Raw genomic sequence first — 16207 nt, forward strand, 5'->3', positions numbered from 1 at the left:
GAGGCCCGCGTGGAGGACCTGGTCATCCGGGACGCCGACGTCGTCGACGGCAGCGGGGCGGACGCGTACCGCGCCGACGTCGTGATCGACGCCGGCCGCATCGTCTCGATCGTCAAGGAGGCCGCGGCGGCGGGCTGCCAGCGCCCGCGCGCCGTGCGGGAGATCGACGCGGAGGGCCTGGTCCTCTCCCCCGGCTTCATCGACATGCACGCCCACTCCGACCTGGCCCTGCTGCGCGACCCCGACCACAGCGCGAAGGCCGCGCAGGGGGTCACGCTGGAGGTCCTCGGCCAGGACGGGCTGTCGTACGCGCCGGTGGACGACCGCACGCTCCAAGAGGTGCGGCGGGCGATCACCGGCTGGAACGGGTACGGCGACGACATCGACTTCGACTGGCGGTCGGTGGGCGGGTACCTGGACCGGCTCGACGGGGGCATCGCCGTGAACGCGGCCTATCTGATCCCCCAGGGCACGGTCCGGGCGCTCGTGGTCGGCTGGGAGGACCGCGCGGCCACCCCCGAAGAGCTGGACCGGATGCGGCGGCTGGTCGCGGAGGGGCTGGAGCAGGGCGCGGTGGGCATGTCGTCGGGGCTGACGTACACGCCGGGCATGTACGCGCGGGACGCCGAACTGACCGAGCTGTGCCGGGTGGTGGGCTCCTACGGCGGCTACTACTGCCCGCACCACCGCTCCTACGGCGCCGGCGCGCTGGAGGCGTACGCCGAGATGGTCGCCCTCGCCCGGGAGGCGGACTGCCCGCTGCACCTGGCGCACGCGACGATGAACTTCGGGGTGAACGAGGGCCGGGCGCCCGAGCTGCTGGCGCTGCTCGACCGGGCCCTGGACGCGGGCGCGGACCTCACCCTGGACACCTATCCCTACACCCCCGGCTGCACCACCCTCGCCGCGCTGCTGCCGAGCTGGGCGAGCGAGGGCGGGCCCGAGGAGATCCTCGCCCGGCTCGCCGACCCGGTGACGGCCGGGCGGATCCGGCACGACCTGGAGGTCACCGGCTCCGACGGCTGCCACGGCGTGCCGGTGGAGTGGGAGACGATCGAGATCTCCGGGGTGGCCGACCCGGCCCTCGGCGACTTCGTGGGCCGCACCGTCCGGCAGGCGGCGGACCTGCGCGGGGAGGCCCCCTGGGAGACGGCCCACCGCCTGCTGGTGCTCGACCGGCTCGGCACGACGATCCTCCAGCACGTCGGCCACGAGGAGAACGTGCGCGCGATCATGCGGCACCGCGCGCACACCGGCGGCTCCGACGGCATCCTGCGCGGCAGCAAGCCGCACCCGCGGGCGTACGGCACGTTCCCGCGCTATCTCGGCCACTATGTGCGCGAGGCGGGCGTGCTGACGCTGGAGGAGTGCGTGGCCCACCTCACCTCCCGGCCGGCGGCGCGGCTGCGGCTGCCGGACCGCGGGCTGGTGCGCGAGGGCTACCGGGCCGACCTGGTGCTGTTCGACCCGCGGACGGTCGCGCCCGGTGCCACCTTCGCGGAGCCGCGCCGGCTGCCGACGGGCATCCCGTACGTGCTGGTCGACGGCCGGTTCGTCATCGAGGACGACCGGCGGACGGACGCCCTGCCGGGCCGCTCCGTCCGCCGTACGCCGCTGTGAACCGTGCCTACGGCTTGGGCAGGGTGCAGCCGGCCGCGCTCAGGTTGAGCTTGTTGCCGGTGGTGAAGCAGGCCGGGATGTTGTAGGTCTCCTGGGCGTAGTTGATGCCCTGGCGGACGGTGACGTTGCCGCTCGCGTCGACCTCGCACGGGTTGTTCACCGTGCACCGCTGGCCGTCCTCGTTGCCGGTGTTGTTGACGGCGACGACCTTGCCGGTGGTGGCGTCGATCACCGGGGAACCCGAGGTGCCGCCGATGGTGTCGCAGGCGGAGGTGTAGCGGACCGAGTCCTTGAAGGTCCAGTCGCCCTCCTTCAGCCGGTACACGAACCCGTCTATGTTGCAGCTGTAGATGCGCTTCCAGTAGCCGGAGACCACCTTGATGGCGGTGCCGGCCACCGGGTGGGTGTCCTGCACGGTGAGCGGGCTGATGCCGTACGAGTTCCTGATCGCCGCGTACGTGGTGGTGGTGCGGTAGATCGTGACGTCCGTGTCGGTCATCGTCGAGTAGACGACCTGGTTGGCGCGGAGCGTGGCGATCTTGGTGCCGGCGGAGTTCAGCAGGCCGAAGGTGCGGCTGGAGGACTGGCCGGTGATGACCTGGCCGGCGCTCGGCATGCCGGTCTCCAGGCAGTGCCCGTTGGTCAGCACCAGGGCCGGGTCGGTGTCGGCGGAGCCCGGGAAGCGGATGACGGAGCCGGAGCAGTTGCTGAGCGAGACGGTGCCGGAGAAGTCGACGGCGACCGCGGCGGCCTTGGCGGAGTGCGGGGCGGAGGCGTGCGGGGCGGTGGTGTGCGGCGCGGCCAGCGCCGGGGTGGCGCCCAGCCCGACGGTCGCCAGGGCGCAGAGCGTGGCAAGGAGAGGCTTGTTCACGTGGGGGTCCCCTCGTACGACGGAGGCGACCGGAGGTCTTCCGGCCGCCCACACGGTTGTCATGCGCATTCTCAGCAGCAGAGGGGGGCCGGGACAAGAAGCGGCGACGGGTCATAGGGGTTTCCCTCGGCGCCGGGGCGGGAGGTTTCCCCGGCGAAGAGGCGGTGCGGCGGGCGGCTGCCCGGCCGCACGGCGCGGGCTCCGCCCGGACGCCGGGCAGGGATCCGTTCGAGCGCGTGGCGGAGGTTTCGCTCCGTCGCGGGCACGAAGGTCCGCCCCGGCCGGTGCGGGGGTTCGCCCGGTCGCACGGCGGACGGTTCACCCGCGCTTCGGCTTGGTGATGACGGCGCCGAAGAGGGCGAGCCCCTTGACGACGACGCGCGGGGAGTCCGGCCGCGCCGTCCCGGCCGGCGCACGCGCCTCGCGGCCGCCGAACACGCCGAACAGGCCGAAGCCCCTGACCTCCACGTCGATGTCGTCCGGTACGACGATCGTGGTGCCGCCCCACAGGGCCACGGCCCGGATCACCGTCCGAGGTGCGGCGAAACGGGCCTCGGTCAGGTCGAGCCGGCCGCCGCCCCACATCGACCAGGCGGTGAACCGGGGCGGCACCACCCATCCGCCGTCCCGCCGGAACCCGCCGAACACGCCCAGCGCCAGCCGGGACGTGGGCGCGCGGTCCACCACCAGCGCGTCCCTGGGCCCCGGCGCGGGCAGCCCGCTCGCGGCCGCCCGCAACTCGCCGCGCGTGCGGGCGGCGTGGATCCGGTCGAGCCGGCCGTCCAGTTCGTCCAGCGGCAGCCGGCCGTCCGCCACGGCGTCCCGTACGCGCTCGACGATCCGCTCGCGCTCCTCGTCGGAGACGAGCACGTCCCGACCGGGGTCCGCCCGCCCGGCACGGTCCGCTCCGTGCGTCCGCTCACCCATGGGGCCACTGTCCCACGGCGGGCAACTCCCCAGCCAGGCACGGACGTTGCCCGGCACGCAGGCCGCGAGGTCAGCGGGGCCACCTCGGCGTGTCGTGGCCGTGGCCCCAACCGTGGCGACCGTCGTGACCGAACGCCGGCGAAGCGGTGGGCGAGGACGCGGGAGTGGCCGTGGGGACGCCCGGCCGGGCGCAGGCCGGCGCGGTGGTGGCCCGCAGGCCCCCGGCCGGGCGGGCCGCCGTGGCCGCGAGGTCAGCGGGGCCACCTCGGCGTGTCGTGGCCGTGGCCCCAACCGTGGCGACCGTCGTGACCGAACGCCGGCGAAACGGTGGGCGAGGACGCGGGAGTGGCCGTGGAGGCGGCCGTGGGGACGCCCGGCCGGGCGGTGGGCCGGGCCGAGGCCGGCGCGGTGGCGGCCCGCGGGCCCCCGGCCGGGCGGGCCGAAGTGGCGCCCGGGCGGGGAACGGCGGCCGGGCCGGCGGCCGTGGCCGACGGCGTGGCCGCGGCCGGACCGGCGGAACCCGCGGCGGCCGGGGGCGACGCGGGCGGCGCCGTGGCGGGCGTGGCCTCGTCTTCCGTGCCTTCCGTCGCGGGGCCCTCCGTCGCGGGACCGTCGGCGATCCGGCCTCCGTCGGCGGGGCGGGACCCGTCCGGGGAACCCGGTCCGGACAGCGCGGCGATCACCGCGACCGTGCCGGCCGCCGCCGCGAGGGCGCCGGCCGCGGCCACCGCGCGGCGGCGCCCGCCCGCACGGCGCCGCGCCCGCCCGCGCCCGGCGGCCCGGCCCGCACCCGGCCCGGGCCGAGGGGGCACGGGGCGCGGGCGCTCCCCGGCCACCGGCGGCAGCTCGCGCGTCGCGTCGTAGTCGTCCTGCCAGCCGTGCGCGGCGGCCGGGTCGGCGTACTCGTCGTAGGCGGGGGCCGGAGCCGGCGGCGGGTGGTACACGTTCGGCCGGATTCCGGGCGCGCCGCCCGCTCCGTGCGGCTCGTGCGCTCCCGCCTCGTACTCCCGTTCCGTGGACATGTCATCGGATTCTAGGGACGCAAGTGCCCGGGAAGACATCCGGCGGCTTTTTCCGGGCAACCTTCGCGTCTCGCGTGGCGGAAAACACCGCCCACGAGGCAGGGGTGGGCCGTAAGCTCACGGCATGCAGGTGATCCAGTCGACCAAGCTCGCCAACGTCTGTTACGAGATCCGGGGTCCGGTTCTCGAAGAGGCCATGCGGCTGGAGGCGGCGGGCCACCGCATCCTCAAGCTGAACACCGGCAACCCGGCCGCCTTCGGCTTCGAGTGCCCACCGGAGATCCTGGAGGACATCCTCCGCAACGTCTCCACCGCGCACGGCTACGGCGACGCCAAGGGCCTGCTCGCCGCCCGCCGCGCGGTCGTGATGCACAACCAGACCATCGGCATCGAGACGGACGTCGAGCACGTCTTCATCGGCAACGGCGTCTCCGAGCTGATCGTGATGGCGATGCAGGCCCTGCTGGACGACGGCGACGAGGTGCTCGTACCGGCCCCGGACTACCCGCTGTGGACGGCCGCCGTCTCCCTGTCCGGCGGCACGGCGGTGCACTACCGCTGCGACGAGCAGTCCGACTGGATGCCCGACCTGGCCGACATCGAGCGCAAGGTGACCGACCGCACCAAGGCGATCGTCGTCATCAACCCGAACAACCCCACGGGCGCGGTCTACGACGAGGGGGTGCTCAAGGGCCTGACCGACCTCGCCCGCCGGCACAACCTGCTGGTCTGCTCGGACGAGATCTACGACAAGATCCTCTACGACGGCACCACGCACACCCCCACCGCGAAGGTCGCCCCCGATCTGCTCACCCTCACCTTCAACGGCATGTCGAAGGCGTACCGGGTGGCCGGCTACCGCGTCGGCTGGATGTCGGTCTCCGGCCCGCGCGCCCACGCCGACTCCTACATCGAGGGCCTGACGATCCTGGCGAACATGCGGCTGTGCGCCAACATGCCGGGCCAGCACGGCGTGGTCGCCGCGCTCAGCGGACGCCAGACGATCAACGACCTGGTGCTGCCGGGCGGGCGGCTGAAGGAGCAGATGGACCTCGCCTACGACCTGCTGACCCGGATCCCCGGCGTGAGCTGCGTGCGGCCCAAGGGCGCGCTGTACCTCTTCCCCCGGCTGGACCCCCAGGTCTTCAAGGTCAAGGACGACCGGCAACTGGTGCTGGACCTGCTGCGGCAGGAGAAGATCATGGTCGTCCACGGCACGGGCTTCAACTGGCCGGAGCCGGATCACTTCCGGGTGGTGACCCTGCCGACGGTCGGCGATCTCCGGGACGCGATCACCCGCATCGGCACCTTCCTGGACGGATACGGCCAACCGTAGCCGGCGGACCGCACTCCGTGACTCGGCTCAACTTTAGACGAAATCCAAGCTAAGATGGTTTCCTGTCAGAGCACAGGAGGCCATCCCCCCATGTACGAACCGATCCGCACCAAGTCGGTCCACACGATGGCCGGCACCCCCTCAAACTTCCCCCACCGGTCGCGCGAGGAGGAGCTGGACATCCAGCTCGCCGGGCACCTCGCCGCGCTGCTCGCGGTCACCGACGAACTGCGCGCCCTGAACCCGTCCGCCGACCTGGACACCGCCGCGGAACGCCTCGCGGCCCAGGTGGCCCGGCTGCGCGGCGGGCGCACCCCGCTCCGTGCGGCGCCGGCCGCCGCGGGCGATCCGGGCGCCCTGCACCGGCGCGCGCACACGCTCGCCGGACGCGCCCTGGTGGTCGCCGCCTCCCGCGCGGACACCGCGGCGGCGATCCTCGCGGCCGAGCGGATGGACGCCCACGCCGCCGCCGGTACCGACCCGAAGACGCTCAGCCCCGCCCACTGACCCCGCCCGGGGTCCGGTCCCCCAGACGGCCCCGGTCCGCGCGCACCCGCAGCGACGCGCGGACCGGGTGCCACCCACTCCGCCGGCCCGGCGCTCCGGTGCCGTCCCGCCCGGAGCACACGCAGACCCGGGGCCCCGCACGCCGTTGTGCGGGGCCCCGGGCGGGTGGTCACCGCGGCCGGTCGTGACGATCGCTGGTCAGGGCACATCCGGACCGGCCGCGGAGTCTTCGGGCGCGGGTCTCAGCCCAGGCGCTCCACCAGCGCGTGGTACTGGTCCCACAGCTCCTTCGGGGTGTGGTCGCCGAAGGTGTTCAGGTGCCCGGGGACCAGGGCGGCCTCCTCGCGCCAGACCTCCTTGTCCACGGTGAGCAGGAAGTCCAGGTCGGCGTCCGGCAGGTCGAGCCCGTCGGTGTCCAGCGCCTCCCTGGTCGGCAGCACGCCGATCGGCGTCTCGACGCCCTCGGCCCTGCCCTCCAGCCGCTCCACGATCCACTTCAGGACGCGGGCGTTCTCGCCGAAGCCCGGCCAGACGAACCTGCCCCCGTCGTCCTTGCGGAACCAGTTGACGTAGTAGATCCTCGGCAGCTTGGACTGGTCCTTGTCCTTGGCCACGTCGATCCAGTGGGCCATGTAGTCGCCCATGTTGTAGCCGCAGAAGGGCAGCATCGCGAACGGGTCGCGGCGCAGCTCGCCGACCTTGCCCTCGGCCGCCGCGGTCTTCTCGGAGGCCACGTTGGCGCCGAGGAAGACGCCGTGGTTCCAGTCGAAGGACTCCGTCACCAGCGGCACGGCCGAGGCGCGGCGGCCGCCGAAGAGGATCGCGGAGATCGGCACGCCCTTGGGGTCCTCCCACTCGGGCGCGATGATCGGGCACTGCGCGGCCGGCACCGTGAAGCGGGCGTTGGGGTGGGCGGCCGGGGTCCCGGACTCCGGCGTCCAGTCGTTGCCCTTCCAGTCCGTGAGGTGGGCCGGGGGCTCCTCGGTCATGCCCTCCCACCACACGTCGCCGTCGTCGGTGAGCGCGACGTTGGTGAACACCGCGTTGCCCCACAGGGTCTTCATCGCGTTGGCGTTGGTGTGCTCGCCGGTGCCGGGCGCGACGCCGAAGAAGCCGGCCTCGGGGTTGATCGCGTAGAGGCGGCCGTCCTCGCCGAACCGCATCCAGGCGATGTCGTCGCCGACGGTCTCCACCGTCCAGCCGGAGATCGTGGGCTCCAGCATGGCGAGGTTGGTCTTGCCGCAGGCGGAGGGGAAGGCGGCGGCGACGTACTTGGCCTCGCCCTGCGGCGGGGTGAGCTTCAGGATCAGCATGTGCTCGGCCAGCCAGCCCTCGTCACGCGCCATGACCGAGGCGATGCGCAGCGCGTAGCACTTCTTGCCGAGCAGGGCGTTGCCGCCGTAGCCGGAGCCGTAGGACCAGATCTCGCGGCTCTCGGGGAAGTGCGAGATGTACTTGGTCCGGTTGCAGGGCCAGGGGACGTCCTCCTGGCCCGGCTCCAGCGGGGCGCCCAGCGTGTGGACGGCCTTGACGAAGAAGCCCTCGTCGCCCAGCTCGTCCAGGACGGCCTGGCCCATGCGCGTCATCGTGCGCATGGAGACGGCCACGTAGGCGGAGTCGGTGATCTCCACGCCCAGCGCGGACAGCGGGGAGCCGAGCGGGCCCATGCAGAACGGGACGACGTACATCGTACGGCCCCGCATCGAGCCCCGGAACAGGCCCTGGTCGCCGGTGAAGACCTCCCGCATCTCGGCGGGCGCCTTCCAGTGGTTGGTCGGGCCCGCGTCCTCCTCCTTCTCGGAGCAGATGAAGGTGCGGTCCTCGACGCGCGCGACGTCGGTCGGGTCCGAGGCGGCGTAGTAGGAGTGCGGGCGCTTGACCGGGTCCAGCTTCCTGAACGTTCCCTTGGCGACCAGTTCCTCGCACAGCCGCTCGTACTCGGCCTCGGAGCCGTCGCACCAGACCACCCTGTCCGGCTGCGTCAGTTCGGCGATCTCGTTGACCCAGGAGATCAGTTCCCGGTGCTGGGTGGGGACGACGGTGGGAGCCGCGTTGTCGCGCGCCACGATTGCTCCTAAGTGAGGGTTTTTGTGTTGGTTCGCCCCGTGGGGGCCGCGACCCGGATGCTTCGTAGCCGCTCATCCGGTGCCGACCGCACTCATTTGATCATCCGAGTTTAGTGCCCATCTGTCCAGGGGGCATCACAGGTGAGCGGCGTGAGGAATCCCACGGTGTCCAGGTCGTTTTGCGTCCACGTTGGGTTCGGCTGAAGGACTTTTTGCCGACCGGTCTCCGGAGTGGCGTGGATGCGCACACATTGACGATCGATTTACGGCGGCCTGGGTACCATGCCCCGCATGACTGCGTCCGTCCCCGACGCGCCCACGGACACGCCGGCCGCAGGCCGCGGTCCCGTCGCGCTCTCCCTGCCGCATCCGGTCAAACCCCGTCTCCGCGGCTGGCTGCATCTCGGCATGTTCCCGGCCGTACTCATCGCGGGCCTCGTGCTCACCGCGCTCGCCGACTCGACCAGGGGCCGCATAGCCTGCGGCATCTACGTCCTGACGGCGTGTCTGCTCTTCGGTGTCAGCGCGCTGTACCACCGGGGCAACTGGAGCCCCCGCATGGACGGCGTGCTGCGCCGCCTGGATCACGCCAACATCTTCCTGATCATCGCGGGCACCTACACCCCGCTGACCCTGCTGCTCCTGCCCGACGGCAAGGGCCGCTGGCTGCTGTGGAGCATCTGGGCCGCCGCGGCGGCCGGCATCGTCTTCCGCGTCTTCTGGGTCGGCGCCCCGCGCTGGCTGTACACGCCCTGCTACATCGCGATGGGCTGGGCGGCCGTGTTCTTCCTGCCGGACTTCCTGCGCACCGGCGGCCTGGCCGTCATGGTCCTCGTGGTGGTCGGCGGCCTGCTGTACAGCGCCGGCGGCGTGATCTACGGCATCAAGCGCCCCAACCCGTCACCGCGCTGGTTCGGCTTCCACGAGGTCTTCCACTCCCTCACCCTCGCCGCGTTCGTCGTGCACTACGTCGGCATCTCCCTGGTCGCCTACCAGCACACCTGAGCCGCCCCCCGAGAAAAGCGCCGGGGTCCGCACGGGACCCCGTGCGATGCTGGCCGGGTGAACGGAACCGAGATCCACGTCGAAGTCGACCCCGGACTGCACCTGTTCGTGCCGGCCGCCCGCCGCCGCGGGCCCACGCCGCTGGCCACCGACGGCGTCTCGACGCTCGGCCATGTCGTCGAGTCCCTCGGCATCCCGCTCACCGAGGTCGGCACCCTGGTCGTGGACGGCCGCCCGGTCGCGCCCGGGCACATCCCCGGGGCGGCCGAGCGGGTCGTCGTCCGGCCCGTGGAGCGCCCCCAGCGGGTGCCCGGCGCGCCGCTGCGCTTCCTCCTCGACGTCCACCTCGGCACGCTGGCCCGCCGGCTGCGGCTGCTCGGCGTGGACACGGCGTACGAGTCGACGGACATCGGCGACCCGGCGCTGGCCGCCCGCTCGGCGGCCGAGAAGCGGGTGATGCTCAGCCGCGACCGGGGTCTGCTGCGCCGCCGGGAGCTGTGGGCCGGCGCGTTCGTCTACAGCACCCGCCCCGACGACCAGCTGGACGACGTCCTCGACCGCTTCGCCCCCGAGCTGCGCCCCTGGACCCGCTGCACCGCGTGCAACGGCCTGCTGCGGGACGCCGCCAAGGAAGAGGTCGCCGACCAGCTCAAGAGCGGCACCGAGCGGACGTACGACGTGTTCGCCCGGTGCGCGGACTGCGGTCGCGCGTACTGGAAGGGCGCGCACCACGACCAGCTGGAGGCCATCGTGGACCGCGCCCTGAACCGGCGCGGCGCGGCCCACGGCTGACGCCGGTTCAGGGCGCGGTCAGCCGCCTGCGCAGGGCCTCCGGGTCCGTCACCGGCAGATCGCAGACGAAGCCCCGGCAGACGTACGCGGCCGGGCCGCCGTCGATGAGGGTGCGGCCGGCCAGCAGCGGGAACTCCTCGCCGTCCGGGGCGCCGCAGGCGACGACGGCGCCCGGGGCGACGCCCAGCAGGGCCGTGCGGTGCAGGGCGGCCGTCCGCTCGTCGTCCGGGCCGGGACCCACGACGGCCACCTCGCGCGGACCGTCGAGCAGCGCCTCGGCGACGGCCAGCCCCCATCCGATGAACCGCGGCACGCGCGGCCCGAGGGTCTTCACGATCCCCAGTGCGCGCTCGGCGGCGGCCCGGTGGGGCTCGGAACCGGTGTGGGCGGCGTAGCCCAGCAGGGCGCCGGCCGCGGCGGTCCAGCCGGACGGGGCGGCGTTGTCGGTGGGGTCCTGGGGGCGGCGGATCAGCCGCTCGGCGTCGGAGGCGGTGTCGAACAGCGCGCCGGTCTCCGGGTCGGTGAACCGGTCCAGGACGTGGTCGAGCAGCAGTCCGGCGAAGTCGAGCCAGACGCCCTCGCCGGTGACCGAGGCCAGCGCGAGGAAGCCCTCGGCGACATCGCCGTAGTCCTCCAGCACGCCCGCGTTGGCGCCGACCCGGCCGTCCTTGCTGGTACGGGCGAGCCGGGCGTGTTCGTCCAGGTGGACGCGGACGAGCAGGTCGGCGGCGCCGAGCGCGGCCTCGACCAGGTCGGGCCGGTCGAAGTAGGCACCGGTCTCGGCGAGCGCGGCGACGGCGAGCCCGTTCCAGGCGGCGACGACCTTGTCGTCCCGGCCGGGGGCGGGCCGCCGGGCGCGGGCGTCGAGCAGCCGGCGCCGGATCGACGCGACCTTGTCCGCGTCGAACACTCCCTCGGTCTGCGGAAGTTGCAGCACGGACCGGCCGTGCTCGAAGGTGCCCTCCTCGGTCACGCCGAAGTACTGGGCGGCGAAGTGGGCGTCGTCGCCGAGGACGTCGCGCAGTTGCCCGGGCGTCCACACGTAGTACGCCCCCTCCACGTGCCGTCCGGTGCCGTCGTCGCTGTCGGCGTCGAGGGCGGAGGCGAACCCGCCCTCCGGGGTGCGCAGTTCGCGGACGAGGAAGTCGGCGGTCTCCAGCGCGACCCGCCGGGCGAGGTCCGAGCCGGTGGCCCGCCACAGGTGGGCGTACACCCGGCACAGCAGGGCGTTGTCGTACAGCATCTTCTCGAAGTGCGGCACGACCCAGTCCCGGTCGACGGAGTAGCGGGCGAAGCCGCCGCCGAGCTGGTCGTAGATCCCTCCCCGCGCCATCCGCTCACAGGTGTCCGCGGCCATCTGCAGCGCGCCCTCGGCGCCCGTGCGGGCGTGGTGGCGCAGCAGGAACTCCAGCACCATGGACGGCGGGAACTTGGGCGCGCCGCCGAATCCGCCGCGCTGCGGGTCGTACTCGCGGGTGAGGCCGAGCAGGGCCTGGGCGAGCTCCTGCTCCCCCGGCGCCTCGGCGGCCTGCCGGACGATCTCCCGCTGGGCGAGATCGCGGACGATCTTCCCGGCCACCTCGCCGACCTCGTCACGCCGGGTGGTCCAGGCATGCCGGACGCCCTCCAGCACCTGCCGGAAGGAGGGCATGCCGTGGCGCGGGGCGGGCGGGTAGTAGGTGCCGAAGTAGAAGGGCTCGGCGTCGGGCGTGAGGAACACGGTCATGGGCCAGCCGCCGTGCCCGGTGGCCGCCTGCACGGCCTCCATGTACACCGCGTCCACGTCCGGCCGCTCCTCGCGGTCGACCTTGACGCTGACGAAGTGCTCGTTCAGATAGTCGGCGGTGTCGCGGTCCTCGAAGGACTCGTGGGCCATGACATGGCACCAGTGCACTGACGGAAACGTAAGTGACAGGACGCATAGCCCACACTCAAGAGAATGGGTACGTCCCGCCGCTTCGCTTCCGTCATCGCCTCCTCTCCCCATGGCCACCAGTCCACTGGGTTGGAGGCGTGCTGGAGCAGGTAAGGCGACTGGGAGTTGGCCAGTCGATTCATACCGGCATCGTCGCACACACCGGAGCGTCCGGCCCTGTGATCCGGGGGCCGGATCCGGGAGTCACCGGGCGCGCGCGATCGGTGACCGGGAGGAGGCGGCCCCCGGGGCCCCTCGTCAGGCGGGCCGGACGGTGACGGTGCACAGGCGCTTGGTGGCCCGGGTCAGGGCCACGTACAAGTCCCTTTCCCCTCCGGGGCGGTTCGCGATGATCTCCTCGGGGTTCACGACGACGACGCCGTCGAATTCCAGGCCGCGCGCTTCGGACGCCGGCACGACACGCGCGTGGCCGGCGATGCCCCGGGCCGTCAGCTCGCGCACCCTGGTGTCCGCGCAGATCACCCCGAGGAGCTCGCCCGGGTGCGCGGCGCCCTGGGCGCGGAGTTCCCGGACGACGGCGGTGGCCAACCCGTCCTCGGGCGCGGTCACGGTGCGGGGGCTCTCACCGCCGCGCAGCGACCGCGCGGGACTCTGGTCCGGGGCGATCCGCGCGAGCAGGTCCCGGACGCCGTCCAGGATCTGCTGCGTGGTGCGGTAGCTGACGGTCAGCTCGTGCAGCCTGAAGCGCGGGCCGACGTGGGGGCTCAGCGCCTCCTTCCAGTCGCGTGCGGTCGCGACCGGGCCCGCCTGGGCGAAGTCGCCCACCAGCGTCATCGCCTTCGCCGGGCAGCGGCGGACGATCATCCGCCACTGCATGGCGGTCAGTTCCTGCGCCTCGTCGACGACGACGTGCCCGTACGTCCGCTCGGGCGGGCCGTCGACCAGGCTCGCCGCCTCGTCCAGCAACGGCACGTCGGCATCGGTCCACGGGTCGCCCGGAGCGCGCAGCAGCAGGGACCGCTCCCGCGCGCTCAGGTGGGGCAGGCGCTCGGCGAGGGCGCCGGCGTCCGTCAGGAGCGCCCGCACGAGGTCACCGGGCACCAGCCGCGGCCAGACCCGCTCGACCGCCCGGTCGAAACCGGCGTCGTCGAGGAGGCCGGCCCGGATGGCGTCCAGGTCCAGTTCGTGGGCCGGATCCGGGTCGGCCGCGCCTTCGGCCCGGTGCCGGGCGGTTCCCGTGAACCGGTCGAGGTCGATGCCCGTCGCCCTCTCGGTGTCGGCGTCGATCTGCTCCAGGACGTCGCCCAGGTCTCGTCGCATCGCGTCGGCGACGGCGTCGGCCAAGAGCTCTTTGAACACCTGGCGCGCGGGATTGTGCCCCTGTACGGCCGCCACGGCGGCGTCGCGTGCCGCGGCGACCTCCCGGCCGGAGAGGCGGACCGGTTCCCGGCCGGCCCGCACGGTGAGGTCGCCCGCGGGGGCCTGATGGCAGCGCAGCAGGCCGGCCAGGGCGTCGGCGAGGTCGGAGCGGCCCTTGAGGCGCGCCGTATCGAACGGGTCCACCGTGTCCGTGGACACCCCGGCCAGTTCCCGGCAGGTCGCGAGGACGACGTCGTTCTCCCCGAGCGAGGGGAGGACCTGGGAGATGTAGTCGAGGAACCGGGCGTTCGGGCCCACGACCAGGACACCCTCCTGCGCGGCGCGCGGGAACGCGTACAGGACGTAGGCCGCCCGGTGCAGGGCGACCACCGTCTTGCCGGTGCCGGGTCCGCCCTGGACCACGGTCACCCCGCGGTGGGCGGAGCGGACGATCCGGTCCTGCTCGGCCTGGAGCGTCGCGACGGCCGCGCCCATCCTGCCCGTACGCCGTGCCGACAGGGCCTCGGTCAACGGGCCGTCCCCCACGACGTCCTCGCCGGTCGGGGCGGTGCCGTCCAGCAGTTCGTCGCTCACCGAGACGACCGTGCGCTCCTCGAGGCGCAGGTGCCGGCGCCGCCGCAGGCCCATCGGGTGGACCGGGGTCGCTTCGTAGAAGGGCCGCGCCGCGTTCGCGCGCCAGTCCACGAGCAGGGGCAGGTCGTCCTCCTCCGTCTGCAGTCCGATCCGCCCGATGCGCAGGGCCGTGCCGTCCGTCCAGTCGACGCGCCCGAAGACCAGCCCCTTCTCGGCGCCCTCCAGCCGGCCGATCTCCCTGGTCAGACGCTCGGCGGCCAGCTCCCGCTCGTACGCCTCACCGGCGCTGTCCGCCGGGGTCTTCAGCACGCTCGCCCGGTCCGCCCGCGCCTCGGAAAGCCGCTCGGTGAGCAACCCGTACAAGGAGGACACATATTCCTGCTCCGATGCGACCGCACGCACGGCGGAATCACCTATTTTCGACAACAGGAGTCTCCTTCGTCCCCGGAATCAAAGCCGCCCGGACTTCGGCAACGCTGGAATATAGGCAACCTCCGGAACGCTGTCAAATTCGAGATTTATCGCAAAAAGTATTGCGGCCGAGCGGAGTTTTATGTCTCCGAAGGATTTGCGCATTGCGGGATTACGTGCCCCGGCGGGCTGCCGCACCGCGCGTCGCACCGCGCCGTCCATGGTGTGTCTCGGGCAGGGAACCGGCGGAGGACGTCGCCGTGGAACGGGACCGGACCACCGCGCCGGCCGGCGCCTTTCCCGTCTCTCGACGGGGGGGGAATTAACCGACTGCCGGCCGGAGGTGCCGTGGGCGGCGGCGTACCGCGTGCGTGTCGTCGAATACTCGGCCCAGGCGGCGCTGTCGTGCGACGTCGCGCCAGGAATCCGCGGTCCGGATATCCATGGCGGATTTGACGCCTGTTACTCGGTGATCGGGAAGTGATGCGCACCGTCGCGGTCCCGCCGGTGCGGCCCTCTTGGGGGTCCGGCGTGCGCGGGGGTGCGCGTCGGCGTACGCCCTGCCGCGGGGGCGGGGCGTACTGCCGGGGGCCGCGGCGAGGCGGCGTGTCACTGCGGGCCGGCCGGCGGGCCCGGCGGCGGCGCATGGTCCGGACCGCCACGCCCGTGCGGTGACGGGGGTGGCGGTGCGGCGGGCCGGCGGGCCCCGGGGACCGGTCCTACCGGGCCGGGGAACCGGCCTTCTTCCCAGCCGGCTCCGCGCCGGTGTCCGGGGCCTCCTTGAAGTCGACCTTCTGCATGTGCTTGCTCATCGACTTCATCAGGCCCCAGACGGCCACGGCCATCACCGCGAAGACGATGAAGCCGAGGACACCGGGGGTGACCTTGTTCTGGTCCACCTCCTTGGCGAGGGGGACCAGGTGCGTCATTGCGAGGCTCACGCTTGCGCTCATGTCAGGCATTGTCCCGGATGCCCGCGAAGAGGTCGTCCTCGGGGAGGGAGGTATCGACCAGAGACTTCGCCAGCTCGTACTCCTCGGTGGGCCAGACCTCCTTCTGGAGCTCCAGCGGCACCTTGAACCAGCCGCCGTCCGGGTCGATCTGCGTGGCGTGGGCGATCAGCGCCTTGTCGCGGATCTCGAAGAAGTCCGCGCAGGGGACGTGCGTGGTGAGCGTGCGCTCGGTGCGCTGCATCTCGTCCCAGCGCTTGAGCCAGTCCCCGTACGGGGACTCCAGGCCGCGGTCGAGCATGGCCTGGTGCAGCGCCTCGGTGCGGGGGCGGTTGAAGCCCTGGTTGTAGTACAGCTTCAGCGGCTGGTAGGCCGGCCCGTACTCGTCCTCGGGGTACTTCCGGGTGTCCGCCGCGCCCTCGAACGCCACCATGGAGATCTTGTGGGTCATGATGTGGTCGGGGTGCGGGTAACCGCCGTTCTCGTCGTAGGTGGTGATCACCTGCGGCCGGAAGGAGCGGATCCTGCGCACCAGCTCGCCGGCCGCCCGGTCGACGTCCTCCAGGGCGAAGCAGCCCTCGGGCAGCGGGGGCAGCGGGTCGCCCTCCGGCAGGCCGGAGTCGACGAAGCCCAGCCACTCCTGCTTGACGCCGAGGATCTCGCGGGCCTCGTCCATCTCCTTCTTGCGCACCTCGTGGATGTGCTCCTCGATGTACGCGTCGCCCTGGAGCTTGGGATTGAGGACGGACCCGCGTTCTCCGCCGGTGCACGTCACCACCAGCACGTCCACCCCCTCGGACACGTACTTCGCCATGGTGGCCGCACCCTTGCTCGACTCGTCGTCGGGGTGCGCGTGAACGGCCATCAGTCG

At 72.9% G+C, this 16207-nt stretch carries 12 protein-coding genes and 1 pseudogene; 5 read left to right on the plus strand and 8 right to left on the minus strand.

Annotated features, from left to right (window positions below; genetic code table 11):
• The first annotated feature begins 9 nt into the window (after window positions 1–9).
• A complete protein-coding gene (locus ACZ63H_RS23445; protein ID WP_469867974.1) occupies window positions 10–1620 on the plus strand; it encodes an N-acyl-D-amino-acid deacylase family protein in 1611 nt (536 codons plus the stop codon).
• 7 nt (window positions 1621–1627) lie between these two features.
• Here ACZ63H_RS23445 and ACZ63H_RS23450 read toward each other — a convergent pair whose 3' ends face one another.
• From ACZ63H_RS23450 to ACZ63H_RS23460, 3 genes are all read right to left on the minus strand, one after another.
• Window positions 1628–2491, minus strand: a complete 864-nt coding sequence (locus ACZ63H_RS23450) for a trypsin-like serine peptidase (RefSeq protein ID WP_469867976.1) — start codon at window positions 2489–2491, stop codon at window positions 1628–1630.
• Between the two features lie 318 nt (window positions 2492–2809).
• Entirely contained in the window at window positions 2810–3418 is a 609-nt protein-coding gene (locus ACZ63H_RS23455) for a DUF1707 SHOCT-like domain-containing protein (RefSeq protein ID WP_469867978.1), read from the minus strand.
• A 251-nt stretch (window positions 3419–3669) separates the two neighbouring features.
• Window positions 3670–4440 carry a hypothetical protein gene (locus tag ACZ63H_RS23460; protein WP_469867979.1) on the minus strand — a complete coding sequence of 257 codons (771 nt, stop codon included), beginning with the start codon at window positions 4438–4440 and terminating at the stop codon, window positions 3670–3672.
• Window positions 4441–4564: 124 nt separating this feature from the next.
• Between ACZ63H_RS23460 and ACZ63H_RS23465 the strand changes: the two genes are divergently transcribed.
• Both ACZ63H_RS23465 and ACZ63H_RS23470 read left to right on the plus strand, forming a co-directional pair.
• On the plus strand, window positions 4565–5776 hold the full coding sequence (locus ACZ63H_RS23465; RefSeq protein ID WP_469867981.1) for a pyridoxal phosphate-dependent aminotransferase: 1212 nt from the start codon (window positions 4565–4567) through the stop codon (window positions 5774–5776).
• Between the two features lie 90 nt (window positions 5777–5866).
• Window positions 5867–6283, plus strand: coding sequence for an SCO4983 family protein (locus tag ACZ63H_RS23470; RefSeq protein ID WP_469867983.1), 417 nt, complete (start codon window positions 5867–5869; stop codon window positions 6281–6283).
• Window positions 6284–6525: 242 nt separating this feature from the next.
• Here the strand turns inward: ACZ63H_RS23470 and ACZ63H_RS23475 are convergent, their stop codons facing one another.
• Complete coding sequence (locus tag ACZ63H_RS23475; protein ID WP_469867985.1) at window positions 6526–8349, minus strand: phosphoenolpyruvate carboxykinase (GTP); 1824 nt, start codon at window positions 8347–8349, stop codon at window positions 6526–6528.
• A gap of 291 nt (window positions 8350–8640) precedes the next feature.
• Between ACZ63H_RS23475 and trhA the strand changes: the two genes are divergently transcribed.
• The gene (trhA, locus tag ACZ63H_RS23480; protein WP_469867987.1) at window positions 8641–9354 is read left to right on the plus strand and encodes a PAQR family membrane homeostasis protein TrhA; all 714 of its coding nucleotides are present in this window, start codon (window positions 8641–8643) and stop codon (window positions 9352–9354) included.
• Window positions 9355–9411: 57 nt separating this feature from the next.
• On the plus strand, window positions 9412–10146 hold the full coding sequence (locus ACZ63H_RS23485; protein ID WP_469867989.1) for a Mut7-C RNAse domain-containing protein: 735 nt from the start codon (window positions 9412–9414) through the stop codon (window positions 10144–10146).
• Between the two features lie 7 nt (window positions 10147–10153).
• Here ACZ63H_RS23485 and ACZ63H_RS23490 read toward each other — a convergent pair.
• From ACZ63H_RS23490 to mca, 4 genes and pseudogenes are all read right to left on the minus strand, one after another.
• Window positions 10154–12204: pseudogene (locus tag ACZ63H_RS23490) on the minus strand (thioredoxin domain-containing protein).
• A 115-nt stretch (window positions 12205–12319) separates the two neighbouring features.
• Window positions 12320–14347: a HelD family protein gene (locus tag ACZ63H_RS23495; RefSeq protein ID WP_469868057.1), complete on the minus strand. Its 2028-nt coding sequence runs from the start codon at window positions 14345–14347 to the stop codon at window positions 12320–12322.
• Between the two features lie 758 nt (window positions 14348–15105).
• Entirely contained in the window at window positions 15106–15348 is a 243-nt protein-coding gene (locus tag ACZ63H_RS23500) for a hypothetical protein (protein WP_467933183.1), read from the minus strand.
• Window positions 15341–16201, minus strand: a complete 861-nt coding sequence (mca, locus tag ACZ63H_RS23505; RefSeq protein ID WP_469868059.1) for a mycothiol conjugate amidase Mca — start codon at window positions 16199–16201, stop codon at window positions 15341–15343. The genes ACZ63H_RS23500 and mca overlap by 8 nt, the downstream gene beginning before the upstream one ends.
• Window positions 16202–16207 lie beyond the last annotated feature (6 nt).

Source organism: Streptomyces sp. NPDC104831 (assembly GCF_055583025.1).